Raw genomic sequence first — 25,826 nt, 5'->3', positions numbered from 1 at the left:
ACCATGGGTCACCCTCTATCGGTATGCCCGAACGAAATGTCCTTGGCGAGGAACTTGCCACCTGTAGCATTGATCCGAGGACTGGCTTCGACCGCGATGGCTGCTGTGAAACGCATCCCAACGACCGAGGTAGACACGAGCTTTGTGCGGTCATGACCGACGAATTCCTATCGTTCAGTAAAGAACAGGGCAACGACCTTGTGACGCCGCGTCCGGAGTTGGAGTTTCCCGGGCTTGACCCCGGTGATCGCTGGTGTCTCTGTCTCGGACGGTGGATCGAGGCGCTTGAAGCCACGCAAGCCAAACGTCTCCCGGAGACGACCGTCCCACCCGTAGTTCTCGAAGCAACCAATGAGGCAGTGTTGGATTCCGTGGATCTTGAGACGCTCGAAAGCCACTCCTACGACGCGTGAGCAGCCGACGGGCGTGATATCGCGCGGTTATACACGATACGCTCTTGTGGCGGAGATTGACTCTATGAAAATCCTGCTTTGAAGCCCCTGTGGCGTGAATCAGGAAACAGGGGTTGAGTGAGATCGCGTATCAACAGGTGCATCAAGCACGTGAGATTGACCGATCCAGGCTGTGAAAGGATGAAGAAAATTGTGCCACAGAGCACGTATAGGTGTCTCTCCGATTCACGCCAGTTCAGCCCCAACGGAGGCGTTGTATGTACCTCGGCATCGACACCCACAAACGGTATTCGCAGGTTGCCGTCGTCAACGGCGACGGCAACCTGCAAGACGAGAGCCGCCTGCCAAACGACCGTCTTGACGAACTCGCCGAACAGTATGCTGGAAGTGAAGCTGCCATCGAAGCCTCGGGCAACTACCGCCCGATCTACGAGATGCTCGACGAGCATCTCGATGTAACCCTGGTGAATCCATCAAAGAACCGGATCATCGCCGATGCGACGATCAAAACAGATCGCGTCGATGCGAAGAGACTCGCGCATATGCTCCGGGCGGATATGCTCGCTGAGAGCTACGTGCCACCGGACGAGATCCGCACTTTGCGGGATCTCGTCCGGACGCGCAAGTCGTTAGTCGAAGAGCGAACTGCTGAGAAAAACCGCGTCAGAGCAGTCCTCACTCGTACCGATAACACGTACGACAGCGAGTTGTTCGGCCCAACCGGACGAGAGTTCCTGGAGGAACTCTCGCTCAGCGAGGCCGATCGCACGATCATCGAAGCACACCTCTCGGTGATCGACGCTTACGATGAGCAAATTGAATCACTCGAAGAGAAGATCGAACAACGTGTTCTGGAATCGGCAGCAGCCCAACGGCTGCTGACGATTCCGGGTGTTGGCCAATTTACTGCTGCCGTGATTACTGCTGAAGTCGGTGAAATCGATCGGTTCGATGAAGACAAAGAACTCGTGAGCTATGCAGGACTTGATCCGACGGTTCACCAATCTGGTGACAAAGAGATCCGCGGTGGCATCAGTAAAGAGGGCTCAGCGCCGTTGCGCTGGGCCCTCGTCCAGTGTGCAAGCATTGCTGTTCGCTGCGACGACTACTTCGGGAACTTCTATACGCGGTTGAAAGAGCGGAAAAACCACCAAATCGCTATCGTCGCAACAGCTCGGAAGATGCTGGTCTCTATCTTCCATATGCTCACACGAAAGGAACCATACGATCCACCGGGGGTGAGTGTCTGAGCGATCCGGGAGATCGCTCAGACACGGGTTCGCTTCTCGCCCGCACAGCAACCGCTACCGCCATCACGAGTCCCCAGCCTACCGGCCGACGAAACGGCCGAAGACCACCGCTATCTGGTGATTCACTTCTGTCCATTCGGGTGAGCTGAAGCTCACCCAAATGATTATTATCAGTCACCCGCTATCTCACGTTGCAGGATTTTCATAGGTGTTGGTAGCGAACTCTCGTCTCGGTCTGGGTCAATCGAACCTTCGGTAGAAACGGTGACACCCCTGTTCGGTCCCGTCCACCAGTGAGACACAACGACAGCGAAATCGCCCGAAGGCTCTCCACCAACAATCCTCTACGCAAAAGCGTACACGATAACTTCGATTGCTCCCGCTTCGGTGTTCCTCCTAACTGGTGTGATGCCCGTTCTACGACACCCTGTCTAGTGAGTACTCAGCAGCTGAGTAGTGAGTATTTGTAATTGGCGCAGGCTACTCTGGGGCGTATTCTTCGTGAATCCGATCCATCCGCGCCGCCATTACGAAGTCGGTTTTGTGCAGTCCGTCGATTTTGTGCGTCCACATTTCGACTCCCACCTCGCCCCATTGAAGCGAGATATCTGGGTGATGCCACTCTTGTTCAGCAAGTTCCCCGATCTCGTACGTGAACTCGAGTGCATCGCGGAAATCTTCGAACGGATACTCCGCCTCAAGATGATGGTCATTAACGACTTCCCAGACATCATCGTCGATTTCAGTTAGGTACTCGGCGTACTCTGCCTCTGTGAGCGGTTCGTCCTCTGATGTACAGGCCTCACATGCTTCGTCGGCAAGTGATGATGCCATGCCCATACGTTCGACGGGCCCGATACTTGTGTGTTCGTTCTCCGGTCCCGCTACGCTACAGAAGAGCGATCTCACCAGATATCTCAGAGCATTCCAACCCTGCCGAGAACTCTACCGGAGTCCGGACGAGAAGCACTCGAACACGCTGTCGAAGCCACTTTCTGAATCAACAATGTGCTCGAGAAGAGCGTTCGTCAAATCCGGGGTTGATCCCGATGTTTTAGATTGATGGGGCACAGTCAACGAGCGAGCGAAGTCAGGTACTCTTTTCCCCGGATCCGAACGTTCGGAATGTAGGCGGGTGTGGAAGCACTAGCCGACAACCGATGATAGAGTAGCGCTAATCGACCTCCTCCTCGAGAACTGGACGGGCTCTTGCCTAATCTGGTGAAACAATCATAGAGTGCGCGATATTGGTACTGAGTAGCGTGCAAGATATAGAGGATCAAGTCAGCATAGCGGTCTTGATATCAAAGATGCCAACCCTACCACTCGCGCACGATTCTTGTAGATGGGCAGTCCCTCTGACCACGACTGAGGCCGATGGACGGACGAGGTGTTCTCTTAGCCGAGGAGTGAAAACAGGGCATAGGATCCCACAAGCGACAGTATCGGCGTGATCACCCAGAGTGTCACGACACGAGCTGCCGCTGCATGGTGGAACAGGCCTTCGGCGGACAGTTCTTCCGGATCTACCTCGCCAACGCTAGACACACCATCCCTGGATGCGTGCTGCCTGTCCGGGTGTGGAGTCTCGCCTTCAGCGAGTTCGCCCACAGTCGGGCCCGCAGCGACCTCCTTTTTTCCTTCAACTGGGTGAACCTTGAGTGCACCAGTCGTAAACTGTGGAGCGGATGCATCAGCCGGGGACCGTGTGACTATTTCTGCGAGCGTCCGCGCTCGGCTTGCACGGCCCCACCCGAGCCCAATGATACAACTGGTTGTACTCACGGCGAGACTGGCCGGAATTCCGAGCCACGAGAGGATGGTGATAATCGTCGCCCCCACGGTCGAAACAATGAGCGCGGCCAGAATCGGCATCTTAGTAATATCGTTGCCAACGGTCGCCAGCGTCCGTCGAGCAATCGTAAAGCCGCCCACGCTAATGGCCCCCACCGCGAGGAGAATCGCCGGGCTGGGATCAAGGGAACCGTTACCGACAAGCGGGGCGACTGCGTTCGCCGCATTCGAGGCTCCGGCACTGAACGCCATATAGCAGGCAATTACCACCACAAGTGCTGACCCAATCAGATCCCGAGGCGAGACGGTATCGTTGACCGATAGCCGTGGGAGCCTCCCTGTGGTATCGATTGCGATCAACGGGTTCGTAAGGCGACCAAATTCGAATTTGGCGTCGAGGTGCGGGTACAGATATCTGCCGATAAACGCACCTGTGAAGACAGCGATCAGTGGGGCGACGATCCATGCCGACAGGATGGTAAACATCAGGGCCGTGTTGAGCGTCCCCGTTGCCAATCCGAGTCCGACGATTGCTGCGACGGCTGTCATCGAGGTTGACGCCGGGACACCGTAGAGGTTCGAGATCAGGAGTGCGAGCCCGGTGAAAAAGAGGACGCCAACGCTCGCTGCGGGTGTAAAGGCTGCTGCATCGACGATTTCGGTACTCATCGTCGTGATGACCTTCCGCCCAATCGTCCACGCTCCGAGGAATGCGAACACGGTAAACAGGGCTCCGGCGGTGACTTTTCTGACGGCCCGGCTGCCCACTGCCGGACCGAAGGCAACACCGGTTGATGACCCGCCGATATTGTACCCGACGAATACCGCCACCAGCAAACCTACGAAAATTAGCAATTCTGCCACGTGAGTGTGATTAGTTCGCACGCGAAAAAATAGTGCCGTTTCGCTGCGAAACTGTTGGCTACGACCGATAGACACAGTAACACGAAGATGTAGCACTTCACAACTAAAGTCCCACTAGTCTCTACTGATTCGTCTCCACACGGGTTGCTCAAAGATCAGTGACCGATATGCGCGTTCTATTCATCACGAGCGATTTTGACACAAATTAGAGAGTACTGTTTCACTGAGTTCGGTAAGAGCCACTGGACGAACTCCCGTATTCCGTCTGCGACCTCCTCCCCCGAGTCGGCACGTTCCGAGTCGTGGGCCGTGACATCGATGGTGTCATCACGCATTCAAACCGGAACGTCATCCGGTACACGGGCGTATCATCGGGCTGATGGTAAACTCGGATCTGCGCGGTACCGCTGTCGTGGGGGTAGATCTCGGTACGGCCACCTTCGCCGTATTCCCACTATCCACGTTGAACCGTCTTATTTGAGCCGTTCTTGAAGAACAGCCGGGCAAGCCGTGGTCACGCCCTGAATGGAGAGGATCTGATCGCTAACGATTTCATTCAGCTCGGTACTTCCTGTCGCCTCGAGTTCCGCCATCAACATGTGGTCCCCGGTCGCGGTATATAACGCAGTCAGCGAGTCGAGATTCCTGAGTTTACTCGTCGCCTCAACGTACTGGTCGCTCTCGACGTCAATTCCCACCATCGCAATGCTCTGGTGGTTGACTTTCTTTGGGTCGATCTCGACAGTGTACCCGACGATAGCGCCTTCCTCCTCGAGTTTCTGGATATATTTTCGAGCGGTAGGTCGCGCGATGCCAGCCTGGTCGGCGATCTCTCCGAGAGAAGCTTTCGGATCCTCTTTGAGAATGGAGAGCAGACGATGCTCGAGTTCCTCAGCGTCCATTGTATCTGATTTTATATGAAGCGGTGATCATCGTGCTGGCAGTCGTGTTCAGGTACGGAAAGATTCGCCACAGCCGCACTCCGAGACGACGTTGGGATTTTCAACATCAAAGCCTGCGCCTTGGAGACCCGTCTCATACTCAACAACACTCCCCGCAATATATTGGATACTCGCGGGATCAACGAACACCCGCAGGCCGTGGTGCTCGTCACGTTTTCGGGATATAGAGCGTCTACAAACGAATAGCGGTCGAATCAGACGGAGCTTGAGATGTTCTCGCGGAGATGCTATGCGTTGGTCGCCGGTTGGCGAGAAGTCACGGACCGATTGGGAGAGAACAACCGATATCGTGCTCAGACCGCGAGTCCTGCGGCTTGCCGCAGGCGAGCAACAGGTGTTGTATCACCTTCTCACCCGGCTTTTCGGAGGGAGTTGCCGACCGCCCGGACGAACGTCCTGGCGGTCACGACTGGCGGCGACCTGATTTCTCGCTCTACGCCGACTTTCACCAGAAAGTCGGTAAGCCGCCACAAATTGTACAGTAACGCTGCGAACGTGAAGTTGAACACCCGCACTCAGTAGTCTGTTGAGGAGGTCTTGGGGAGGTACGCTTTCACCGACTTGTACTGGTTTTCGATGTCCCAGCGACGGCTATAGCTGTTCGTCACGTGAGCGATCTCGTCGGGATCGACGTGATCGCGGTTGGTCACGAATACGGCGTACTTGCCTTCAGCGTCGTCACTGGTGGCTTGAACGTACAGATATTCTGCAGTATGATCGACGTCCCCGTCTATCCCGACGGGGACGTCGTGGTTGACGGCCGCGTCTACCCCGTCTTTACTCTCGATTTTCTCAATGGCCTCGTAATCCGGCTCGTACTTCGGTACTGGCATCGTGTACAGCAAGCCACGACCGTTGATCTCTGCACGGACGTTTCTCGTGTAGAAGCCACGATCTAGCAGAATCTCGTCCAGATCGACGTACTGCTGGGCTCTCGAAAGCAGACGCGCAACGACGTCTGCTTTCGAATCAGCTGGAGCGTCGACTGGTTCCCAGTCTGAGTGTTCCTTGACGCCCTCAATCCCCAGGATAATCGGAACATCGTTCCCGACGATTGTGATCGTCGCGAACGTGTAGCCGTGTTTCAATTCGCCGTCGTCGACGTACCCGCTCACCATGGGCGGGTACGTCGACTTCGGAATCTCGTCGTCCTTGTCGATCCACGGCCAGACATGGTAGGGAACGTGGGTGAAATCGACGGCCGCCACGACGTGGCGGTCGTCGAATGGATCTTCGTACCGAATCGTCTGGAGGATATTCTCGGTCGCTGTATCGAACGCGTCCATGAGATACTCGCGGAACACCTCGGTGAACGCCACGATATCCTCGATCTGTTGCTCTTGGAGTGGGACAGATATCTCCTGATCAGCCGGCATTGCGAACTGTTTGATTACACGGAGGAACGTAGAGTCGTCACAGGTGTCGTTCTCGTCGAGAAACCAGCCAGCTTCGCCCTCGGAGTGGGCGCTTCCTTGGGTGAGGCATGCCGAGGCGAACAGATCGAGGATCTGTTCGTCCTCGTAGACTCTGTTATCGGCTCTGTGAGAGTCGAACTCGCCGAAGGCGTGCCTTCGGGCGAGCTCGACGATCTTGGTCCCCTGCTTTCGGATGTGCTCACGTGTTACGGTCGGTTCGTCTCCGTCTTCTTCGATATCGTCTTCATCGGGAATGATCGGAACCCGCGCTTCCAACACGACACCGCGGTCAACGGCTTCTTGTGCGATACCCGTAGCTGCAGCACTTCACGAAATAGTATAGCGATATGTGATATATCGGAATTCGAAAAACTAAAAATCCGCCTTTATAGGCCCTCAGGAGACCAGATACGAGTGATTCTCTCTTGATCACAAGTGCTTACGTTTAGTCGAATAAGCGTACTTTGTCTGCTCAGAATCCACGGATGAATAGAACTCTATCTTGTCCTCGACCGTGATCAGCCCAGTTGGTCAACCTGGATGATATATACTCTTGCAAGGCGCTGACCGTCTCTTCTGAGACAGCTGATGCCTCGAAGTCACTGCGATACCCATGCTTGAGTTCCTCACTCTCTAGAATCTCTAATCCCCGCTCCAATTGCTCCCGTAGAGCATCTTCGTCTCCTTGCCTCAGGTGAGGTGTCACCGAACCAAGGTCAATCTCTTCTACGACCGCCAGGACATCCCGAAGATCTGTTTCGCGACCGCTGTGGAGCTTTGCCGCCACGAGGACGGCTCCATCGATAACTCTGGCCGTCCTCGTTAGTGAGGCCGTCGTCATAGGAAACGTAGCCTGCGTCTTCCAGCCGATTGACGGCCTGTCTCACTGTCTCGTAGGGCGTGTGGAGGTGTTGGGCGACACGGCGGATGGAGTCACCACTCTCGATGGTGAGGACTGTCTGTGCCGCCGTGTGGTCGAGCACCTCATATATGGGTGGTTACCAATAATCCGGTAACAATTAAAATCCTTACTCGACTGGCCGTAAAGCACGATCTCTCCACTTGTGTCGAAGGTAGCCCTGTTCCCCACTGAAACACGCGGAACGACTATAACGAATACAACGAGCAAAACGAACAGAACGAGAAAAACGAATGGATTGAACGCATTCTGAGGAACGAGTTGGTTGAGGAGAAACTGACTGCACCATACGATGAACAGAGCGAGAGAAACGAACGTAACGAATAGAACGAATAGATTGATAGCAACGAGTGTGTTTGCTTCAACGAGTGTAACGAACAATTGGTTTTAACATCGTAGTATTCCTCTCACCGAGTGAAATACCCTCACTGAACCGAACGAACAGAACGACCAAAACGAACGAAACGAACACAAAGGAGTAAACGAAAGAAATGAACGACACCAACACCGCACGAATCACCGTGGCGAATCAGAAGGGAGGCGCCGGGAAGACGACTGACGTCATCCACACAGGCGGGGCGCTAGCTGCCCGGGGCTATGACGTCCTTCTAGTCGACATCGATTATCACGGGGGACTCACCTGCTCGCTTGGCTACAACGATCTGTACTACGACACCGACCGCACAACGCTGTTCGACGTCCTCGACTTCGACCAGATGGAGTCGGTGAACGACATCATCGTCGAGCACGGGGAATTCGACATCCTCCCCGCGAGCGAGAAGCTCGCGAACAACAAGAACATCCAGACGCTACTTGAAGCGCCGAAGAGTCGCGAGCGATTGGAGATGACTCTCGACGAGCTCGACAAGGACTATGACTACATCATTGTCGACACGCCGCCATCCCTGAACGTCCTCACCGACAACGCCCTCATCGCGACCGGTAACGTCGTCATCCCCGTCATTCCCGAGAAGCTCAACGCCAACAGCCTCCAGATTTTCGCAAAGCAGCTGAGCTCCCTCGAACAAGCGTACGGAGACATCAATCGGCTCGCGATTGTCTGTAACCGTGTCGAGCGGAACGCCGAGCATCGCGACACCATCGAGGAGATCAAGTCGGCGTACTCCCTCCCAATGTTCGAGATCCCGAAGCGGACCGACCTCTCTCAGTCGATTGGCGAAGGAGTGTCCGTCTTCGGATTCGACAAGGAGAACCAGCGCGTCGAGGATGCACGCGACCTGTTCAACGAAATCGCCGACCTGTTTGACGAGACGTTCGAGAAGACCGCGCCTGAGGAGGTGGAAGCATGAGCGACGGCTGGGGTGATGCTTCCGGTATCGAGGGCAACTACGAAGAGGAGGACGATGAGGTCGATTCCGGCGAAACGAGTGAGGTGAGTGAAACGGTAGAAACAAGTTCATCGACCGAAACGACCGAATCAACTTCAACTAGTGAAACGAACGAAACGAGGAAAACAAAGACGAACATTAAGGACGAGTGGAACGGGCGAACGATCTACATTCCCGACGATGTCCTCGACGAGATGGAGGATACCTACCTCGAGTCCCAGCTGAAGCTCCGCAAAGCGGGCCAGGACGATTTCAAGAAGAACCGCCACTTCTACCCGCTACTCGTCCAGTTCGGCGTTGAAGCGCTCTCTGAGGCGGATACCGAAGAAATCCAGGCACGGCTTTCGGAACTCGGCGATGAATGACCTCGCGCAGAACGAGGCCCGAAAGAAGATGGAAAGGTAGTTGAATAATCGGTTGTCACTCCAGTCGTTCCGCTGTTCTTCGAGACGTAATCAGGTGGTGCGAGACGCTATCTGGTCGCGACGACACCGGTTGTCCGGTGAAACACGCGAAAATCGGGGAGAACGCGAGAGCAGCAGCTACACGTTGAGCGAACCCAGAGGAGAACAGTTGGTTAGTCTGGTGGGTCGAACCCGATGTGCTTGCCGGCGAGCGTGAGGAACGTCGTCGCCTGGACGCGCGGACTGGAGTTGGGGTCGTCCTCGAGCGCCAGCTTCACGAGAAGATCAACGAGTCGCCAGACGTTGTAGAGGACACACGCGAACGCGAAGTTGAAGTACCGGTACTCGTGGTCTTTCGAGGTCGTACGGACACGGAACTGCTTGATGTGCTTGTACCCGTTCTCGATCCCCCACGGTTGGAGTACCGAGTGTCGATAATGTGCTGATGGACCGGGAGTTCGATAGCCAGCACGTCCTGGAGATGATCAGCCGCCGGGGTCTTTCCTACGTCGTCCCAAAACGGATGCAGACCAGCGAGAAAGCGCAAGCCAAGCGGTTGCTCCGACGTGATCAAGACCAGTACGAGACCGACCGCAAACTCCATCTCGGCAAGAACGAGTGGCACGAGACGACGCTGATCTACCGCCGGAAAGAAGACTCCGAGCACGACGATCACCGGCAGTATTCGGTGTTCATGACGAATCGGGGGAGTGGACACCTCACTGAGTATGGCTATCGGTGGGAGATCGAGAGCGGCTACAAGTCGATCAAGTGGTTCATGGCTGCGACGACCTCGAAGGATTTCGGGTTACGGTTCTTCTACTTCGTGTTTGCGTGTCTCCTGTATTCGATTTGGCGGGCAGTCGATCTGCTCGTCCAGGTTGAATTGATCGGGGAGTACGAGCACTCGCCGATCGTGACAGCCGACAATACGCTGACGCTGCTGAAGAAAGAGACGGGTATCGGGTAGTAAAGCTATCAGTCTGGGTTAGCACGACGTCTGAGTGGCTACATTATCTAAAGTCTCGGAAATGCTCCGAATTAGTTTCCAGTTCAACAAGAATCCCAGACTGGAGAGGAGTCTGAAGCAGGTTCCGCTTGTCGATTCGGCTGAAACCACCATCACAGCCCCGCTAAACCCACTGTAGTCTCAACTTCCCACAACCTCGGAGGATGGTTTTGATGTGTGGGTTTCGTTGATTCCAATCGAACAGATATTTTCCTTAGGACATCCAAATGTGATTCTGGCAGCAACAACCACAAATTTCTCTGTGTGCTAAGCGCAATAGCTGACTATTCGATCGGAGCAACCACCTAGTCCAAAAATGGCATAGCGACAATTACTCTTCAAGTCGGTGACGCCGTTCTTCAAACTCTTCTTCGGAGAGCTCTCCACGAGCGTACCGAGAGCGGAGCGTTGACAGTGCAGTATCCGTTCGCTCAGCCGGTGTACCCCCGTGTGCGTAGATACCGTAACCGATAATGAACACGACACTCAGTAGGGCGAGTGACCAGATAATGGGCCACCAGCCGAAACCACCCATCCCACCCATTCCACCGGAGTGACCACCACCGTGCTGTGCGGTGGCGATCCCGGTAAATGCGATCAATAGGATGGATCCAACAGTACTACGAACAATGGTGGTTGTGAACTTGGAGGTCATGGAGCGGATTGTTCTTGTGTGGCTGTCGCTGGAGCGGCCGATTCGCCTGTGTTCTGAAGCGTCTCAAGGAACTCCTCGGCATCGAGGGCAGCCATACTCCCGGTGCCGGCGGACGTAATCGCTTGGCGGTAGCGGGGGTCAGCGACGTCACCGGCTGCAAACACCCCATCGACAGTCGTCTGAGCTGTGGGCCGACCAGCGTCGTCGGTCTGCGTGAAGATGTAGCCACTGTCATCCCGTTCAACGCCGGTCCCATCGAGGAACTGTGTGTTCGGCGTGTGGCCGACGGCGTAGAACACGCCGCCCACATCGATGGTCTCCCGCTCGACTTCAGTCCCGGACTCGGCCTTCTCTCGGGGATATCCCTCGGGATGTGAGACGAGCGTGGCGCCGGTAACTCCCCCCTCTGTGGAGCCGTGGATGGCCTTGAGTTCCGTGTTCCAGCGGAACTGGATGTCGTCGTGTTCGCGAGCACGGTCGGCCATGATCTCCGATGCTCGCAGCTCCTCGCGGCGGTGAACGATTGTCACCGAGTCGGCGAACTTCGCGAGGAACAACGCTTCCTCCATTGCGCTGTCGCCGCCACCAACAACGAAGACGTCGTCGCCACGGTGGAACGCGCCGTCACAGGTCGCACACGTCGATAGGCCGTGACCCATCAATTCCTCCTCGTTCTCTGCGCCGACCCAGCGAGCGCTCGCGCCGGTCGCGACGATCAACGACCGTGTGTAGATCGTGTCCCCGGTCGACAGCGACAGCTCAAGTGGTTGGTCGTCCACAGCTGCATCCTCGATACGGCCGTGTCGGAACTCCGCGCCGAACTGCTTAGCCTGCTCTTTTCCACGTTGGATCAATTCCATACCGCCGACACCATCCGGGAACCCGAGGTAGTTCTCGACATCGGTCGTCAGCGTGAGCTGCCCGCCCGGTTGGTCGCCCTCGAGAACGAGGGGGGCAAGATCGGCCCGGGCAGCGTACACGGCCGCTGAGAGACCGGCGACTCCGGACCCGGCGATGACGAGATCCCGTATGTCCTCAGTCATTTACTCGGTGTACCTCCCAATCAGGGAGCGGAGTTGCTCTTCACCCTGGACCCCAACGATCTCTTCGACCTGCTCGCCATCAGCGAACAGAATCAGGGTTGGGACACCCCGAACGCCGTATGCCCCGGCGAGTTGTTGGTTAGCATCGACGTCGACATTGGCGACGGCTGCATCAGTCTCCTCGGCCAAGTGCTCGACGACAGGTTCGAGCATCTGGCAGGGACCACACCAGTCGGCGTAGAAGTCCGTGAGGACGACATCGTGCTCGGCGACGACCTCATCGAGTTGGGACTGACCGTTGATGTGAAGCGGTTCACTCGTGGTAGTGGTGCCAGCGTCGGCTGTAGTATCGGTTGCCATCACCAGTACATACGCACCGGCGGCAATTAAGGGTTTTGGGTAATACGTACAATACTACCCAATAGCATTTGTACGCGGCTCCATGGGTGTCTCTGGACTACAAGAATCCCAGCTCACCAACGAAACGGGTGAGATGTGATACAAAAAAGAGAAGAGTTAGCTTTCAGCAGTGGGAGCGGAGGTGTCGGGCTGCTCGTACTTGTTTTCGAACTCCTGAATGAGCTGGCCCATCTTTGCGTACCAGTCGTTGAGCATCCGCTGCATGTCGTCGGCGATCTGCGACGGATCCGTTGGCGAGTAGACGTGGTAGTAGCCGCCCTGCTCGTAGTTGACCTGATTTTTCTCGATGAAGCCGGTCTGGAGAAGCCGCTGGACAGCACGGTATGCAGTCGACCGTTCACGTTCGACTGCCTCGGCGATCTCGTCGACGGTCATGGGCTCCTCGGCATCAACGAGCGCCCGGAAGCACTCCTTGTCGAGTTCTTTGAGACCGTGGAAGCATTCGAGTAGTCCCTCGCACTTCATATCCCGACGGAGTTGTTCAGACATCGAATCTGGCATTGTTACTGCGTATGTGTACGTGCTGGGTTATTAAAAGACTTGTGTATAGAATCCACAATCCTGTACGAACCCATAGTCAAAACGAAAAAGAAAAATCTCGGCTGGACAAGGACTCGTGTGCTATGACGGAAACAGCAGGAGAGCTCATCAGTCAGCGGTAATAGAATCAGTGTCGGCAGACGTCGTCCGAAGCTCCTGAATAGAACTGTAGACGACCGCACTACTGACGAGGAGTGCTGCACCGAGGATGATGACCAGTGCGACTGTGTCAAGAATGGGCATCTCGAAGACACCGCCGATTTTGCGCACGGCAACGGCAATCGCTCCCAGCAGGAGCATCACGCCGAAGTACACTTTGATTTCATCCTCGTCGACGATACTCGTCGCCGCAGCGCCGATCCGGGCCCCGAGGGCGCTTCCTGCAAGCAACGGTGCGACGATCGCGAGATCGACTGCCCCATCGAGTGCGTAGAGGAAGCTCCCGATTCCGCCGGAGAACACGATCTCGAACAGGTCGGTACCGACCGCGACGGGGACGGGGACACCGACGAGGTAGAACAGGGCAGGCATCCGAATGAAGCCGCCGCCCACACCGAGGAAGCCGGATAACAGCCCCGTGGCGAACGCGACGGCGAGGATCATCCACAGCGAGACCGTCACGCCGCCGCGAAGCGTCATCATCGGCGGAACTTCGTACGACTGGATCTTTTTTGCGATGTCAGGGATATCCTCCGCGTCTAGTTCACCATCAACGTCGGCGTCGTGGCTGATACCGCTACCGCCGTCGTCTTTGAGCGCCTGGCGCGTAACGAACAGTCCGATGCCACCCAGTAGGCCGACGTAGGCAACGCTGACCACGGTATCTGCCAGCCCCAGGTCCTGCAGTAGATGGAGTCCCTGCTTGCCGACTTCGATGCCTGCTGTGGTGCCGGCGATCATCAGTACCCCGAGCTTATAGTCGACCTGACCGAGATCGCGGTGTTTCAGGGTTGCGATGACTGAGGTTCCGAACACGAAGGCGAGCCCGGACGCGACGGCTACGTCGGTTTTGTATCCCATCACGAGCAGCGCTGGCGTGACGAGGAACGACCCACCCATACCGAAGAACCCGAACAGAAGGCCAATGAGCAGGCCGAACCCGGTGAACATCACGAGTAGTGATGCAGCGATACCGAAGATCTCCATCACTGTTCACCTCGAATTGCGGCAATGAGCTTCGAGCCGAGGAGCTTCTCGAGTGCTCCATACCCGACGTAGAGCACGATTGCTTCCAGTAGGACGATTCCGATAACGGTCGCTGCCTGTCCCCATCCGCCTAGTGATTCAACACCGATCATTGTACGCCACCTCTTCTATGACGCTTAGACTTGTCCGTTTCATACTTTTCTGCGCAAGTCTACGTAGCCGACTAGAGTACTAAATAGTTTTGGGATTATCGCACAATACTATATTCGGGTAACCACGAGGGGAGTTCCGATAACTTAGAGAGAACATATACGCCAATGCAGCTCTGGAGATCAGCCAGTGCAATTCAGACTACCACCACAGACAGCGCTCACCTGTCGAGCAAAACCATGTTGTCGGCACACGACGAATACCCGGTATGAGGGCCCTGTGCGCGACCGACCTGTCGGCTGCAAGCGAGGCCGCCATAGAGAACGAAACCTGTCTCGAGTGCCTGGGACGTATCGGCGTCGAGACGATCCATCTCGTGACAGTCGTCCCGGCGAACGTTCACTCCGGCATGCCCGGGGTGAATTTCGAGGAACGACGCCAACAGGCGCTCGACCAGTATCGGACGGTGATCAAGTCTGCTGGGTTCGACGTCGAGGCCCACATCGTCCGTGGGACCCCCTATCGACGTATCAACGGTATCGCTGAAACCGTCCACGCCGACCTCGCGGTCGTCGGCTCTCGGGGCCAGAGCCCACTCGAGAATCGTATCATCGGCTCAACCGCCCGTAACCTTGCACGGACGACCGTCGTTCCGTTACTGGTCAACCGCATCGAGCGAGCGACCGACGACCCCGAGGTTCTCCGAGAACACCTCTTCCAGCGGATGCTTTTCGCGACGGACTTCTCCGAACACGCCGATCGGGCGTTCGACGCCTTCTCGTACCTTCGTCACGCGACCGAGGAAGCCACGCTCGTTCACGTGCAGTCGCCTAAAGACGAGGGTGTCGACGCCGATGCCAGCCCACGAGAGCAACTGACCGAGTGCGCGAGTACACTGGAAAACTGGGACATCGAAACACGAATCGAGATCCGGCACGGCGATCCTGCCGACGAAATCCTCGCCGCCGAGGCAGAAGTAACGCCCTCAACGATCCTCGTCGGGTCGAAGGGACGAAGCCGTATCCGGCGACTCCTGTTGGGCAGCGTTTCAGAGGAGATCGTCGCACAGGCGACAGGGAACGTCTTCCTCGTTCCGCCGCCCCGGGCAGTCTGAGAGAGACACCAATAGGGCCCCGATATCGCAGAGCGCAGATACCTCAAGCCAGTTCTCAGATTGCTTGTGGAGCCCACGAGACGGGGCCGTCACGGAGTCTTCAGTCTTCCGTGACGCCTTTCCCCACTCCGACGCTCGCAGGAGCAGGCGGCTCGTGCGTACCGAATTCAGGGTGAGTCTCCTCCATCCAAACATACACCAATACACCTGACGCGAACATCAGCCCGGCAGTCACGTAGAACGCGGCCGCCGCATTCACGAACTCCATCGAGAGTCCGATCAGGACCGCGCCGACAGCGTAGCCGGAGTCGCGCCACATCCGGTAGACGCCCATCCCCGCGGAGCGCCACGTCGGGTGCGCCGCGTCGCTGGGGACCGTCATCAGGTTCGGGTACAGCAGCGCCATCCCCAGCCCGGAGACGCCAGCCAGCACGGTCCACGGGAGGTAGCCATCGACGAGCACCATTCCGAGGACGCCCGTGCCCGCGAGGAACATCCCGGCCACGACGGGCGGACGGCGGCCGATGCGGTCCGCGAGCCCGCCGGTCGCGATCTGGAGGAAGTACATCGCGCTGTGAACACCCACGACGACCCCGACCGCTGCGATTCCGAGACCCTGACTCGTCAGGTACAGCGGAACGGCAATCCAGAACAGCGTGTCGACGAAGTTCTCGATGTGACCGGCCTGCGCCGCGGCGAACAGCGTCCGGTCGCCGTAGGTCGCCCGCTTCAGGACCTCATCGAACGGGAGGTTCGCGTCGTGGTGATCGTCGTCCCCTTCGGCCTGGGCGTACTGGACGGTCTCCTTGATCAGGAAGATCGAGATGAAGAACGCCAAGACAACGACGACGCCGAGGAAGTAGAACGGTTCTGGCCGGAGGCTCCACTGGCCGGCGATGATACCCGTGATCCAAGCGCCGACAGCGACGCCGGTGTAGCCGAACGCCTCGTCGATGCCGACCGCGAGGCCACGCTGGTCCGGACCCGCGAGGTCGATCTTCGCGTTGATCGCCATACTCCACGTCAACGCCTGGTTGACACCCAGCAAGATGTTCCCGACGGTGATCCAGCCCCAGCTCGGGGCGAAGATGAGGATAATCGGCAGCGGGAGAGCCGTCGCCCACCCGGCGATGAGAACGGGCTTGCGGCCGTACTCCTCGCCCCACTTGCCGGCATACAGATTGAGTATCGACTTCACGATGCCGAATGACACGACGAACGAGCCGATCACGAGGAACGACTCGACCCCGAGGACATCCTCCCCTAGCACGGGGACGACGGTCCGTTCGGAGCCGATGGTCAGTCCAGTCGCGAAGACGAGCAGGACGTGCAGCGAGAACTGCCCGAGGTGCTCGCGGATCCCCTGTCTGAGTTCAGTTGTCCTACTCATGGATTACTTGGCCGCACAGTTGTTCGGGCCCAGTTCTAGTTCCGCCAGTTCGTCCGCGGGGACGGACTCCTGACCAACGTTCGTCCGCTTGACGCGTTCGAAGTTCGGCGGGTGGTCCGGGATGTCCGACGCGAGTTCCTCAACGAACGCCTCCCGGTCACGGCCGAAGTCGTCGTTCCGTTCTCTGACCGCCGCGAGCGTGGCGGCCACCGGCGGTTCAGGCGACCCCGGATCGTGCGCCGGCAGGACCAGCGCGTCGTCAGGGTGGTCCAGCAGCCGCTGGAGGCTCTCGTACAGCGTCGCAGCGTTCCCCTCGACATCGGAGTCCTCGATGCCGGCCTCAACACCGAGTTCGACGCGGCCGACGCTGTCGTGGAACAGCGTGTCGCCAGTCAGGAGCGCCCTACCCTCGACGTCGAAGGAGACGCTTCCCTCGCTGTGGCCAGGCGTATGGACGACCCCGATGTCGAGGCTCCCGACCGTCACGGTCTGTCCATCCTCGACCGGCGTCGCGTCGAGTGCGAGTGCATCCTCCTGGTGGAGATAGTACGGAACGTCGTGACGGTCAGCGAGGTCTGCCGCGCCTGAGACGTGGTCCGCGTGGGCGTGCGTGTCGAAGACGGCGACGAGCTCGGCGTCGTACTCGTCGAGATAGTGTGACGGGTCGAAGACGGCGGCTTTACCGTCCGAGACGAGGACGTGCGAGAGACAGCCTTTCCCCGGACGAACGACTTGCACGAGGGTGCCATCGATGTCTACGGGGACGTTCGCGTGCCGGTGGACGCGGCTCCAGCCGTTCATTCCATCCGTCAGCGTCACTGCGTCGTAGCCCAGCTCTCGGAGGACCTCTGTCGCAGTCTGAGAGACGACGCCTGCCGCACAGACAGTAACGATTTGTTCGTCACTGGGAAGGTTAGAGAGCGACTCTATGGCCCGTTCCGGGTCGTCAGTCAATTCGTCATAGACATCGACGTGACGGCTACCCGGGATGTGCCACTCTTCGAAATCCACTTGATGGCGAATATCGAGGACAAGTGGCCCGTCATTATCATTCTGTAACTGTTCACCGAGTTCCTCGGGCGATATCTCCTGCATCGGTAGTCCAGGATAGCAGGTATATTTGCATATGGGTACTGCCGGACATGACCGGCACTGCTAATTACGTCGAGTTCGAACCAACTCGTATGGGACTGTACGAGGCGTCAATTCGGGTCAAACACGAATGCCCGTACCGGAAGATATCGGAGCGATACCCGGATCTGACGATCCGCGAGTGGCCGTTAAGCGACTGCCAAGTGCTCGAAATCACGACGGAGACGACGCCGACCGACGAGCTACTCGACGAGATCAACGAGATCGGTACTGTACTGTATGAATCGGCAGACGACAGTGGATACCACGTCGTCACCCAGTCCTGTCTCTGCTCGTTCGAAGATTCCGTCATCGACCGCTTCGAGGACCACAACTGCCTGTATCAATCACCGACGATCTACCGCCAGGGCTGGGAGCACTACACGGTCATCGCGTTCGACGGCGAAGACGTGCGCGAATTGCTCAAGTCGCTTCGTTCCGATAGAGAGATCGAACTCCTCTCGAAGACGTCGATCTCGGAGACCCAGATTCCGCATAGTATGCTGGCGCCGGCAAATCAGTTGTTCGAAGAGATCACTGACCGGCAGCTAGCCGCACTCCAGCTCGCCCTCGAAAGTGGCTACTACGAACAGCCCCGGAAGACATCGCTCCGAGACCTCGCCGAACAAACTGCCGTCGCTCGCTCGACGTACGAAGAACACCTCCGGAAGGCAGAAAACAAACTGCTCACGAATGCAGGCCGGTTCCTGCGTCTGGTCACCGCAACCTCAACGACCGACCCACTGGGCGTCGAGAGCGGTCGAGGGGCCGAACAGCCCGCGGACTAACGCTGTCAGCAGCGGCTACAGCAGTAGCGTGCCAGCAGTATACGCGAGCACGAACGCAAGGAGGAACGACCCTACCCACGCTCCCACGGTCATACCGATTTTCCGAGCGTCCACCGCCGCCCGACCGCCGACGGCGGCGCCGCTCCCGATGATGGCGCTGACGACGATCTCGTTGAACGAGACGGGTACTCCGAGCAGGACTGCTAGCTGTGCAATCAGGAACGATGGGACGAGCGCCGAGATGGAGCGCCGGGGTCCAAGCGACGAGTAGTCCTGCGCCAGCGATTTGATCATCCGGGGCGCACCCGTCCAGGAGCCAACGAGCATCCCCAGACCGCCGCCCATAAGCACAGCGAACGTCGAAACCATCCCCACCTGGTCGAGCAGCGGCAGCAGCGGCCCGACGGCGAGCCCGACCTGGCTTCCGCCTGCGGAGAACGCTACGAGCGATCCGAGCGCCAGTAGTACCCGACGCAGGCCACCGCGTTCGTCACGGCTGATGTCCCACCAGACGACGGCCGCGACGATTAGCGCCGCGAAGCCGGTAATGCCGACCGCCGACGCGAGCCCGTCGGCTGCCAGAACCCGCTGACCGAGTCCGCGGACAGTTCCCGCCGCACTCCCTTCACCGAGAAAGCTGAACTGCACGTTCACGAGGACGGCCCCGACGAGGCTGGCGAGGACGGGAATACTGTACCGTTCGGGGACGTCGGGACGCGGAAGGAGGCTCGCGATGGTGAACGCGATGCCGCCACCGACGAACGGCGTCAGCACCCAGACAGCGGCGATCTGCTGGTACTTCCCCCAGACCGGCGTCCCACCGAGCGCGAGACCGACGCCGATGACGGCGCCTGTCACGGTGAACGCGGTCGCGATCGGGTAGCCGGTTGTGATGCCGACCGCCATCAACCCCGCGCCCAATACGAGCACTAGGATGACGCCGGCGACGGGCAGGCTGATGCCACCGACGAGACCGCTCCCGACGGCTTCCGAGACGTTGCCACCCTGGGTTACGGCACCGGCGAAGCCGAAGACACCCACGAGTAGCGCGGCGCGCATCGTTGCGATGGCGTTCGCTCCAACGGCAGGGGCATACGGCGTGGCGCCGCTCGAGCCGGCGCCGATGACCCACGCCATGAACAGGCTGGCAAGCGCTGCGCCGGCGAAGAGGGCGATGAGAGCGGGGTCCATAGAAGTGGTTAGTCCGCGCCCGTCGAAGCCGTGTCACGCGCCTGACGCCGGCTCCGCCAGTAACCCTGGGCGTACGCGCCGACGAACATTCCGGCGAGCGCCCAGAGGATCGTGACGTTCCCGACGCCAAGACTCGCGTACGCCGCACCCGGGCAGATGCCGGAGAGCCCCCAGCCGACGCCGAAGACGGCGCCGCCGACGAGGACGTTCCGGTCGAACGGCTTCAGGCGCCGTTCGTAGCGGTCGCCGGTGAGGGGCGCGGTGTCTCGAATCCGGGGCAACAGCGCGAACGCGATTCCGGAGACGATGGCGGCCCCGAACATCACGAACGGCAGACCGAGGTCGTCGAACTGGAGGAAGTTCAGCACGACCTCCGGTCGCGCCATATGGCTGAATCCGAGCCCGAACCCGAAGACGATGCCGCCGACGAAGATCAGCGGCTTGAACAGCGGATGTCGATCCGCCATTACGGACTCACCCCCAGCGCAGCGACGACCTGGGCCGTCCCGATCGCGACGGTCAGGAACGTCAGCACGCCGACTAGCGACGTCTTCGACGCCGAACCAACGCCACAGACGCCGTGCCCGGACGTACAGCCCTTGCCGATCCGGGTGCCGATGCCGACCAAGATGCCGCCGAGGAACAGCCGCCAAGGCTGCACCTCTGTCATCCAGAGCGTCACCCCGGCGACCTCGTACAGCTGGCCGGTTGTCCCTGGTTCGTACAGCGAGCTCGTGACTAGCCCGGACTGGAACGTCGCCGCGAACGCCAGTCCGCCCAGGATGATGCCGGCCGTGAACACGAGCCGCCAGTCACGCGAACCGACGTACTGCTGGAAGCGGGACTGGTCGGAGACGTACGACAGCGTCGACTCCAGGAACGTACTCGCCCCGGCGGGGATTCCCGTCCCGATGTAGATCAGGACGGTCCCGAGCCCGACGAGCAGTCCGCCGACGGCGTACCGACTGATCCCGTTGGGGAACAGGTCGGCAGCCGCTTGGAGCAGTACTGGGTCAGCAACCATCGGCGTCGTTAGTCACCCGCGAGGGAGTCCTGGCTGGCTGCGCAGTTGTTCGGCCCGAGTTCCAGTGTGAACGCTTCCTCGTCGTCGACAGCGTTCTGGCCGAGGTTCGTCGCGATGATGTCCTCGTAGTTGGCTGGCCGCGGCGGCATGTCCGAGAGGATGAGGTCGACGAACTCGTCTTCCTCCATCGTGAGCGCGTCCATCTCCGCGACGAGCTCGCCGATAGATGCTGTGTAGGTGCCGTCGGAAGCGGGCTCGGCGGCGTCGCTGAAGTGCGCACCACCGATGAGCGTCTCATCGGGCAGCGTCAGCACGCGCTCCTGCAGGGACTCGTAGAGCATACGTGCGGCGTCGGGGGCGCCCTCGTCGCCCTCTTCGAGATCGGGGCGCGCGACGCTCTCGACGAACAGCCCGTCGCCGGTCGCGAGCAGGCTGTCGTCGACGAGGTACGAGGTCATCCCGGTCGTGTGGCCGGGCGTGTAGACGACCTCGATGGTGGCATCGCCGACCTGGAACGTGTCGCCGTCCGCGGCCGTGGTCAGCTCGTCCGCGTAGGTGACGCCGCGGTCGACGGCGGCTTCGGGGATGATGCCTTCCACGCCCTCGGCATCGAGGTCGCGGACGCCAGAGATGTGGTCGGCGTGGATGTGCGTGTCCAGCGCGTACTGCAGGTCGACACCGAGATCATCAGCGTCCGCGAGGTAGCGGTCGGTGAACGCTCGCAGCGGGTCGATGATCGCGGCCTCACCGTCATCGTACAGCAGGTAGCCGAGACAGCCCGAGGAGGGGCGCTGATACTGCAGCAGCGTGCCGGCGCCGTCGTAGCGCTCGACTTCGACGGCCTCGTAGATGCTCGCCCAGCCGTTCATTCCATCTTCGAGGTGGTTGACGTCGTAGCCGCGTTCCGCGAGCGTACCCGCGACATACTCGCTGGCCCCGCCCTTCGCGCACAGGACGGTCACCTCGCGGTCGGCCGGGATTTGCTTGAGGACCTCCTCGTCGATGTCGTCCTCGAGGAACTCGAAGTACGGGACGTTGATCGACGTGACGTTCTCGCCGTCGATGCGCCATTCCTCGTAGTCCGATTGCATACGCGCGTCGAGGAGCGTGACGTCCTCGCCAGCGTCGATACGGTCCTTCAGCATGTCCGGGTCGACGGATTCAACGTCGACGTCCGGAGTCGGGAAGTCGTCGGCGTTCATATTGTGCAGTCGCTTCTACTGGGTGGACGTACAAAAGCATTTGCATAGTAATTCCTTTTTTGAACAATACTATTGCGGTGCACCCTTGTGTCGAGAGTACTTATTATCTATATTTACCGCCTCTAATCCCCTCTAACCCGAAATAGGACGAGATATAGTAGTTTGTAGTCTTCACAAGAACCGACAATCTTTTACTTGGGCGGGGGGTATTGTGCGATAGCTCCAATACAGACTAACGGAGCAGATAACCAATGAGTGCAGAATTCGACATCACGGAGACGCTCGACGTCAAAGGTGCATCGTGCCCCATGCCAGTTGTGAAGACAAAGTCCGCCATCGATGACCTCGCCGAAGGTGAGGTTCTCGAAGTGCTGGCGACCGATCCGGGGAGTATGAGTGACATCGACGGTTGGGCGTCCGGGACCGACGGCGTCGAACTCGTCGACCAGGAGGAAGGCAACGACGTGTACAAGCACTACGTCCGCAAGACGGAGTAACGATGAGCACGGACACACCCGACGCGTCCGCTGACGACACGCCGTCCCGTGCGGAGCTGGCCGCACGCGTGGACGAACTGGAGGACGCACTCTCAGAGGCGACCGACGAGGATGACACCAAGAAGATGAGCATCATCGCGACGAAGGGGACGCTGGACATGGCGTACCCGCCGCTCATCCTCGCCAGCACCGCGGCCGCGTTCGACTACGAGGTGACCGTCTTCCACACGTTCTGGGGGCTGGACATCCTCCACGAAGAGCGCTCGAAGAACCTGAAACTCAGCTCCGTCGGCAACCCCAATATGCCCGTCCCGAACGCCGTCGCGGCACTCCCGGGCATGGACCGCGTGACCACGAAGATGATGGAGAAGCGGATCGCGGACAACGACACGGCCACTATCGAGGAACTCATCGAGACGAGCCTCGATATGGGCGTGGAGTTCCAGGCCTGTCAGATGACCATCGACCTGATGGACTACGACGAGGACGACTTCTACGACGGTGTCACCGTCGGCGTCGGCGCGGCGACCGCTCTCCAAGACATGGCGGACGCCGACATCCAGCTCCTCGTCTAACCTTCGATGAACACACTCCAAGACCCGATCTCCCAAATCGTCGACGCCGTCGCAGAGGCAGAGGGCGTCGAGCCTGTCGCACTCGACCCGCCGCTAGCCAAAATCGTCGACCCGGATGCGCTCGAAACGTTAATCGAGGATTCGGCAACGTCTAACCTCGAGATTCAGTTCGCGTATCGGGGCCACGACATTGTTGTCGACGACAGCGGTCGCGTACAGGTCGACTGAAGCGGAGCGTCATTTCTCTCCAACAGCAGTATCCCACGGACGGCCACTTCAGCAGCGGCGTCCGGGTCCTACACAAACAGTCCGAGAAACATCGTAGCGTGGTACGGTAGAGAACGGTGTTCGCGTCAGGACCACTCTGATTCGAGGACGTCCAGCAGCTGCTCGACCTCAGCCTGAGTGTTGACCGCGTGGACCGACGTTCGGATGGCATCCGGCGTCGGCAATGCCCGAACGACGATTCCTTCTGCCGCGAGTCGGTCGACCGTCGCTTCAGGGTCGTCCACGTCGATGGTCACAAGCCCCGACTCGGGGTCTACGGGACTGAGAAGCCGATCGTCGGGGACGCCAGCGGTTAGCTGGCCGGCCAATTCACGGATCCGGGCAGCGATACGCTCCACGCCGACCTCGTCAATCGCATCAATGGCCTCAGCCAGGGCAACGTGTGGCGCCGGATTGGCCGAGCCGACCTCGAATCGGCGGGCGCCAGCTGCGAACTCGTAGGGATCCGCAGTCGGCGTTTCGACGCTTCGGTAGCCGACTGTGGTGGGCTTGAGCGAGTCAGCGACGTGAGCGCCGACATAGAGGAAACCACCGCCCCACAGCCCCAGCAGCCACTTGTGACCGGCCGCCGCGACGGCGTCCGCACCCCACTCGCCGACGTCCATCGGGAGCTGTCCCGGCACTTGCACGGCGTCGACGAGCGCGAACGCGCCTGCTTCGTGGGCGATATCAACGAGATCGCCGACGGGCAACTGGGTGCCGTGCGTCCACGTCACCGCGCTGAAACAGGCCAGTCGCACGTCGGCGACGGCCTCGGCGAAGGCGTCGAGATCGACGCGGCCGTCCTCGGTCTCAACGACACGAACCTCGATACCCTTCTGTTCCAGGCGTTGCCACGGGAGCGTCCCGGCCGGGTGCTCGAGGTCGGTTCGCACGACAGTATCGCCGGGCTCCCAGTCGATGGCGTTCGCAACGGCGTTGATGCCCGCAGTCGTGCTCTCCATGAGCGCGACCTCGTCGTCGTCCGCACCGACGAAACTGGCGACGCGCTCCCGCACTCTGTCGTATGCGTCGAACGCCACCTCGTAGGGGTCGTTTCGAGTGTTCGTCTCGTACTCGTGTGCCCGGACGAACTCATCAGCAGCTTCAACGACGTACTGTGGGCTCGGGCCGTGAGCACCGAAATTCAGGTAGACGTCTTCGTGTAGTGCGGGCGTGTCAATGCGAAGTTCAGTGGGAGTCATCGAGTGTTCACCAGACGTTAGTCACTGTACGTAGCGATCAGTTCGCGAAGTGACTGCTCGGTTTGGCCACCCCGGAGTTGTTTTACTGGCTGGCCGTCCGCGAACAGAACGAACGTGGGAGTGCTCTGGGCACCGAACTCGATTGCTGTTTCGAGGTGAGATTCGATGTCAATCATTGCGACCGCTGCATCCGTGTCTGCTGCGATCGTTTCGAGCATCGGCTTCGTTCGCTGGCATGTGCCACACCACTCCGTGAAGAATTCAACAAGGGTGACGCCGGTGTCCTCGACGACCGATTCGATATCCTCATCATCGCCAAGCGAAATCACGCTATCCGTCTCTGCTATCTTGGTTGCCATTATAGACTTTACGCAGCCGGAGTTTAATACTCTTGGGACTATTGTACAAGACTATTGTGGGCCTGTAAAAACCCGACCGGCACAACAAATATCGCCATCAGGGCCGAGGTAGCAGTTGGTCGTTACTGAGATTGGCTGCGGGTCCGTTCCCGGCCAATCGCGCCTGCAAGCGCCAACAGATAACCCAGCCCGTATTGGACATCCGGATCCCGTAATCCGCGAAACAGGCCGATGGCCCCGACCTGCTTAGGCGATTCCCGCTCCGCTTCGCCGACACTCTCTAACAGGGTTTCGATGCCGTCACGAGTGTCGTCGTCGGACGCCGTCTGCGCGACCTCACCGAGCTCGGCACCGGTGCCGGCTAGTGACGTGACCATCTCGTCGTCAAGCGCCGCGGTCGCCAACGACCCTACCTCCGCGAGTTCGGCCAGGTCGTCGAGCGTCCCGCTTTGCTGGAGCGCGAGCAACGTGTCAAGGGCCTCCCGCAGGTCGTCGCCGTTCTCGCCGACCGTCTCGGCCAGCGCCACAGTCTCGTCAGTCGCCAGCCCGTCGGCCGACTCCGCGAGCATCGACCCCGTGCTCGAGAGCTCGCGGACCATCTCGTCGTCGAGTGCGCTCTCGCCGAGCGAGAGCACGTCCAGCAGCTCGTTTACCGCGTCGAGGTGTTCCACGAACTCGGCGACTGCCTCGGGATTCTGCTCGATCGCCGCTTCCAGTTCGGACGGTGCAGAGTTCTGCGGTTCAGACATA

At 59.1% G+C, this 25,826-nt stretch carries 27 protein-coding genes and 6 pseudogenes; 10 read left to right on the top strand and 23 right to left on the bottom strand.

Features of this window, described 5'->3' with window-relative positions:
- Nucleotides 1-23: 23 nt before the first annotated feature.
- Nucleotides 24-413 (top strand): DUF2237 family protein, encoded by a 390-nt coding sequence (locus VJ109_RS18765; protein ID WP_324761249.1) that lies wholly within the window; start codon nt 24-26, stop codon nt 411-413.
- A gap of 257 nt (nt 414-670) precedes the next feature.
- Nucleotides 671-1,663 carry an IS110 family RNA-guided transposase gene (locus VJ109_RS18760; protein WP_324759677.1) on the top strand — a complete coding sequence of 331 codons (993 nt, stop codon included), beginning with the start codon at nt 671-673 and terminating at the stop codon, nt 1,661-1,663.
- A gap of 480 nt (nt 1,664-2,143) precedes the next feature.
- Here the strand turns inward: VJ109_RS18760 and VJ109_RS18755 are convergent, their stop codons facing one another.
- The 7 genes and pseudogenes from VJ109_RS18755 to VJ109_RS18725 form a co-directional block, all read right to left on the bottom strand.
- A complete protein-coding gene (locus VJ109_RS18755; protein ID WP_246989819.1) occupies nt 2,144-2,497 on the bottom strand; it encodes a 4a-hydroxytetrahydrobiopterin dehydratase in 354 nt (117 codons plus the stop codon).
- Nucleotides 2,498-3,061: 564 nt separating this feature from the next.
- The gene (locus VJ109_RS18750; RefSeq protein WP_324760902.1) at nt 3,062-4,321 is read right to left on the bottom strand and encodes an inorganic phosphate transporter; all 1,260 of its coding nucleotides are present in this window, start codon (nt 4,319-4,321) and stop codon (nt 3,062-3,064) included.
- A 473-nt stretch (nt 4,322-4,794) separates the two neighbouring features.
- Entirely contained in the window at nt 4,795-5,223 is a 429-nt protein-coding gene (locus VJ109_RS18745) for an Lrp/AsnC family transcriptional regulator (protein ID WP_324760901.1), read from the bottom strand.
- A 48-nt stretch (nt 5,224-5,271) separates the two neighbouring features.
- Nucleotides 5,272-5,430, bottom strand: a pseudogene (locus VJ109_RS18740) (HesB/IscA family protein); the annotation flags it as partial.
- A 203-nt stretch (nt 5,431-5,633) separates the two neighbouring features.
- Nucleotides 5,634-7,025 (bottom strand): annotated as a pseudogene (locus VJ109_RS18735) (transposase); the annotation flags it as partial.
- Between the two features lie 145 nt (nt 7,026-7,170).
- Nucleotides 7,171-7,527: pseudogene (locus tag VJ109_RS18730) on the bottom strand (hypothetical protein); the annotation flags it as partial.
- Nucleotides 7,514-7,690: pseudogene (locus VJ109_RS18725) on the bottom strand (RNA polymerase subunit sigma-70); the annotation flags it as partial. The pseudogenes VJ109_RS18725 and VJ109_RS18730, both read right to left, overlap by 14 nt.
- Nucleotides 7,691-8,108: 418 nt before the next feature.
- Here VJ109_RS18725 and VJ109_RS18720 point away from each other — a divergent pair.
- Both VJ109_RS18720 and VJ109_RS18715 read left to right on the top strand, forming a co-directional pair.
- A complete protein-coding gene (locus VJ109_RS18720) occupies nt 8,109-8,927 on the top strand; it encodes a ParA family protein (RefSeq protein ID WP_324760900.1) in 819 nt (272 codons plus the stop codon).
- Nucleotides 8,924-9,331, top strand: a complete 408-nt coding sequence (locus tag VJ109_RS18715) for a DUF8160 family protein (RefSeq protein WP_324760899.1) — start codon at nt 8,924-8,926, stop codon at nt 9,329-9,331. The genes VJ109_RS18720 and VJ109_RS18715 overlap by 4 nt, the downstream gene beginning before the upstream one ends.
- 212 nt (nt 9,332-9,543) lie before the next feature.
- Here the strand turns inward: VJ109_RS18715 and VJ109_RS18710 are convergent.
- Nucleotides 9,544-9,807 (bottom strand): annotated as a pseudogene (locus tag VJ109_RS18710) (transposase); the annotation flags it as partial.
- Between VJ109_RS18710 and VJ109_RS18705 the strand changes: the two are divergent.
- Nucleotides 9,801-10,340, top strand: a pseudogene (locus VJ109_RS18705) (transposase); the annotation flags it as partial. The pseudogenes VJ109_RS18710 and VJ109_RS18705 sit on opposite strands and share 7 nt — an antisense overlap.
- A gap of 370 nt (nt 10,341-10,710) precedes the next feature.
- Here the strand turns inward: VJ109_RS18705 and VJ109_RS18700 are convergent.
- From VJ109_RS18700 to VJ109_RS18675, 6 genes are all read right to left on the bottom strand, one after another.
- Complete coding sequence (locus VJ109_RS18700) at nt 10,711-10,914, bottom strand: SHOCT domain-containing protein (RefSeq protein ID WP_324761248.1); 204 nt, start codon at nt 10,912-10,914, stop codon at nt 10,711-10,713.
- Nucleotides 10,915-11,030: 116 nt separating this feature from the next.
- The gene (locus VJ109_RS18695) at nt 11,031-12,077 is read right to left on the bottom strand and encodes an NAD(P)/FAD-dependent oxidoreductase (RefSeq protein WP_324760898.1); all 1,047 of its coding nucleotides are present in this window, start codon (nt 12,075-12,077) and stop codon (nt 11,031-11,033) included.
- Nucleotides 12,078-12,437: a thioredoxin gene (trxA, locus tag VJ109_RS18690; protein WP_324760897.1), complete on the bottom strand. Its 360-nt coding sequence runs from the start codon at nt 12,435-12,437 to the stop codon at nt 12,078-12,080. It lies immediately after the preceding gene.
- A 156-nt stretch (nt 12,438-12,593) separates the two neighbouring features.
- Entirely contained in the window at nt 12,594-12,998 is a 405-nt protein-coding gene (locus VJ109_RS18685) for a helix-turn-helix domain-containing protein (protein ID WP_324760896.1), read from the bottom strand.
- Nucleotides 12,999-13,145: 147 nt separating this feature from the next.
- A complete protein-coding gene (locus tag VJ109_RS18680) occupies nt 13,146-14,183 on the bottom strand; it encodes a sulfite exporter TauE/SafE family protein (protein ID WP_324760895.1) in 1,038 nt (345 codons plus the stop codon).
- A complete protein-coding gene (locus tag VJ109_RS18675) occupies nt 14,183-14,335 on the bottom strand; it encodes a DUF7512 family protein (protein ID WP_324760894.1) in 153 nt (50 codons plus the stop codon). Before VJ109_RS18675 ends, VJ109_RS18680 begins: the two co-directional genes overlap by 1 nt.
- A gap of 266 nt (nt 14,336-14,601) precedes the next feature.
- Here VJ109_RS18675 and VJ109_RS18670 point away from each other — a divergent pair, with 266 nt between their 5' ends.
- Nucleotides 14,602-15,447 (top strand): universal stress protein, encoded by an 846-nt coding sequence (locus VJ109_RS18670; RefSeq protein ID WP_324760893.1) that lies wholly within the window; start codon nt 14,602-14,604, stop codon nt 15,445-15,447.
- Nucleotides 15,448-15,547: 100 nt separating this feature from the next.
- On the opposite strand, the gene VJ109_RS18665 is transcribed toward VJ109_RS18670, so the two are convergent.
- Entirely contained in the window at nt 15,548-16,837 is a 1,290-nt protein-coding gene (locus VJ109_RS18665; protein ID WP_324760892.1) for an MFS transporter, read from the bottom strand.
- Nucleotides 16,838-16,840: 3 nt separating this feature from the next.
- Entirely contained in the window at nt 16,841-17,932 is a 1,092-nt protein-coding gene (locus tag VJ109_RS18660; protein WP_324760891.1) for an MBL fold metallo-hydrolase, read from the bottom strand.
- An 89-nt stretch (nt 17,933-18,021) separates the two neighbouring features.
- Between VJ109_RS18660 and VJ109_RS18655 the strand changes: the two genes are divergently transcribed.
- Complete coding sequence (locus VJ109_RS18655) at nt 18,022-18,756, top strand: helix-turn-helix domain-containing protein (RefSeq protein ID WP_324760890.1); 735 nt, start codon at nt 18,022-18,024, stop codon at nt 18,754-18,756.
- 15 nt (nt 18,757-18,771) lie between these two features.
- Here the strand turns inward: VJ109_RS18655 and VJ109_RS18650 are convergent, their stop codons facing one another.
- Genes VJ109_RS18650 through VJ109_RS18635 form a run of 4 tightly spaced genes read right to left on the bottom strand, consistent with a single transcriptional unit; the run spans nt 18,772 to nt 22,173 of the window.
- On the bottom strand, nt 18,772-19,947 hold the full coding sequence (locus VJ109_RS18650) for an inorganic phosphate transporter (protein ID WP_324760889.1): 1,176 nt from the start codon (nt 19,945-19,947) through the stop codon (nt 18,772-18,774).
- Between the two features lie 8 nt (nt 19,948-19,955).
- Nucleotides 19,956-20,414 carry a YeeE/YedE family protein gene (locus VJ109_RS18645; RefSeq protein WP_324760888.1) on the bottom strand — a complete coding sequence of 153 codons (459 nt, stop codon included), beginning with the start codon at nt 20,412-20,414 and terminating at the stop codon, nt 19,956-19,958.
- Entirely contained in the window at nt 20,414-20,971 is a 558-nt protein-coding gene (locus VJ109_RS18640) for a YeeE/YedE family protein (RefSeq protein WP_324760887.1), read from the bottom strand. Before VJ109_RS18640 ends, VJ109_RS18645 begins: the two co-directional genes overlap by 1 nt.
- A gap of 8 nt (nt 20,972-20,979) precedes the next feature.
- Entirely contained in the window at nt 20,980-22,173 is a 1,194-nt protein-coding gene (locus VJ109_RS18635) for an MBL fold metallo-hydrolase (RefSeq protein ID WP_324760886.1), read from the bottom strand.
- Nucleotides 22,174-22,424: 251 nt separating this feature from the next.
- Between VJ109_RS18635 and VJ109_RS18630 the strand changes: the two genes are divergently transcribed.
- From VJ109_RS18630 to VJ109_RS18620, 3 genes are read left to right on the top strand one after another with little or no spacing between them, the layout of a single operon-like run.
- On the top strand, nt 22,425-22,670 hold the full coding sequence (locus VJ109_RS18630) for a sulfurtransferase TusA family protein (RefSeq protein WP_324760885.1): 246 nt from the start codon (nt 22,425-22,427) through the stop codon (nt 22,668-22,670).
- A 2-nt stretch (nt 22,671-22,672) separates the two neighbouring features.
- A complete protein-coding gene (locus VJ109_RS18625) occupies nt 22,673-23,245 on the top strand; it encodes a DsrE/DsrF/DrsH-like family protein (RefSeq protein WP_324760884.1) in 573 nt (190 codons plus the stop codon).
- A gap of 6 nt (nt 23,246-23,251) precedes the next feature.
- On the top strand, nt 23,252-23,473 hold the full coding sequence (locus tag VJ109_RS18620; protein WP_324760883.1) for a HalOD1 output domain-containing protein: 222 nt from the start codon (nt 23,252-23,254) through the stop codon (nt 23,471-23,473).
- A gap of 125 nt (nt 23,474-23,598) precedes the next feature.
- Here the strand turns inward: VJ109_RS18620 and VJ109_RS18615 are convergent, their stop codons facing one another.
- The 3 genes from VJ109_RS18615 to VJ109_RS18605 form a co-directional block, all read right to left on the bottom strand.
- A complete protein-coding gene (locus tag VJ109_RS18615; protein ID WP_324760882.1) occupies nt 23,599-24,717 on the bottom strand; it encodes an aminotransferase class V-fold PLP-dependent enzyme in 1,119 nt (372 codons plus the stop codon).
- 17 nt (nt 24,718-24,734) lie between these two features.
- The gene (locus VJ109_RS18610; protein WP_324760881.1) at nt 24,735-25,076 is read right to left on the bottom strand and encodes a thioredoxin family protein; all 342 of its coding nucleotides are present in this window, start codon (nt 25,074-25,076) and stop codon (nt 24,735-24,737) included.
- 122 nt (nt 25,077-25,198) lie between these two features.
- Nucleotides 25,199-25,825 (bottom strand): helical membrane plugin domain-containing protein, encoded by a 627-nt coding sequence (locus tag VJ109_RS18605; RefSeq protein ID WP_324760880.1) that lies wholly within the window; start codon nt 25,823-25,825, stop codon nt 25,199-25,201.
- Nucleotide 25,826: the final 1 nt, after the last annotated feature.

This window comes from Haloarcula montana, assembly GCF_035666295.1.
GTDB lineage: Archaea > Halobacteriota > Halobacteria > Halobacteriales > Haloarculaceae > Haloarcula > Haloarcula montana.
Note: the sequence above shows the minus strand (reverse complement) of the source record. Positions and strands in the feature narration are given on the sequence as shown.